At 71.3% G+C, this 293-nt stretch carries 1 protein-coding gene; it reads left to right on the forward strand.

Annotated features, from left to right (window positions below):
- Window positions 1-40: 40 nt before the first annotated feature.
- Window positions 41-293 (forward strand): SAM-dependent methyltransferase (locus tag ACTFO6_RS18500; RefSeq protein WP_439935839.1); only part of this gene is annotated, 253 nt, incomplete at its 3' end.

A 293-nucleotide genomic window follows, 5' to 3' on the forward strand; every position in this document is an offset into this window, starting at 1 on the left:
GAGGGAAGCAAGGGGGCGGGAGAAGGAAGCAGATAGGAGCATGGAAGTGAGCACGGCGCTGCGGGAGCAGCAGGAGAGGCGCTTGGCCCGGCTCCCGGAGCGGCTCCGGGACCGGGTGCGGTGGCTCGACGCGCTGCCGGCGGCGTTTCGCGGCGCGGTGATCGGAAACGAGTTGTTGGACGCCCTGCCGGTGCACCTGGTGGCCTGGCGCAAGCAGGGATTGTTCGAGCGGGGTGTGGCCGTCGAGTGCGACGCCTTCGTCTGGCGCGAGCGCCCCCTCGCCCATCCGGAGC

This window comes from Pelomicrobium sp. G1 (assembly GCF_051905455.1).
GTDB lineage: Bacteria > Pseudomonadota > Gammaproteobacteria > Burkholderiales > UBA6910 > Pelomicrobium.